This is a genomic window from Peribacillus sp. NPDC056705 (assembly GCF_043656335.1).
Genome location: NZ_JBHTYI010000192.1, coordinates 691 through 1,401, shown reverse-complemented (window position 1 = coordinate 1,401; position 711 = coordinate 691). Strand labels below are relative to the sequence as shown.

General features: G+C 49.2%; 1 protein-coding gene. It reads left to right on the top strand.

Annotation, left to right across the window (positions count from 1 at the left end):
* Window positions 1-711: serine--tRNA ligase (gene serS / locus ACFRAK_RS28830; RefSeq protein ID WP_394573169.1), on the top strand; the 711-nt coding region annotated here is incomplete at both ends.

Below are 711 nucleotides of genomic sequence, written 5' to 3'. Positions count from 1 at the left end.
CAGTTTCATGATGGATCTGCACAGCGATAAGCACGGTTACGAAGAGATGCTACCTCCATATATCGTCAATCGGGACAGCCTGTACGGTACAGGCCAGCTTCCTAAATTCGAAGAGGATTTGTTTAAGATTAGTGATACCGAGTACTACTTGATTCCAACAGCGGAAGTTCCGGTCACGAACTATCATCGTGAAGAAATCCTGAATGTAGAGGATTTACCGAAACATTACGTGGCTTACAGCTCGTGCTTCCGTTCCGAGGCAGGTGCTGCAGGCCGGGATACGCGTGGTTTGATTCGCCAGCATCAATTCAACAAGGTCGAGATGGTAAAAATTGTTCAACCGGAGACGTCCTTTGACGAGCTTGAGAAGATGACGGCTGACGCCGAGCGTGTACTCCAATTGCTGAACTTGCCATATCGTATTATGACCTTATGCACAGGGGATATGGGTTTTGGCTCGATGAAGACATATGATCTGGAAGTGTGGCTCCCAGAGAGTGGTGTGTATCGGGAAATCTCATCTTGCTCGAATATTGGAGACTTCCAGGCCCGCCGAGCGAATATTCGCTACCGTCCGGAGCCTAAGAGCAAGCCGGAGTTTGTGCATACATTGAATGGTTCTGGTCTAGCGGTCGGTCGCACGGTGGCTGCGATATTGGAGAATTATCAACAGGAAGATGGCACGGTTGTTATTCCGGAAGCGCTACGATC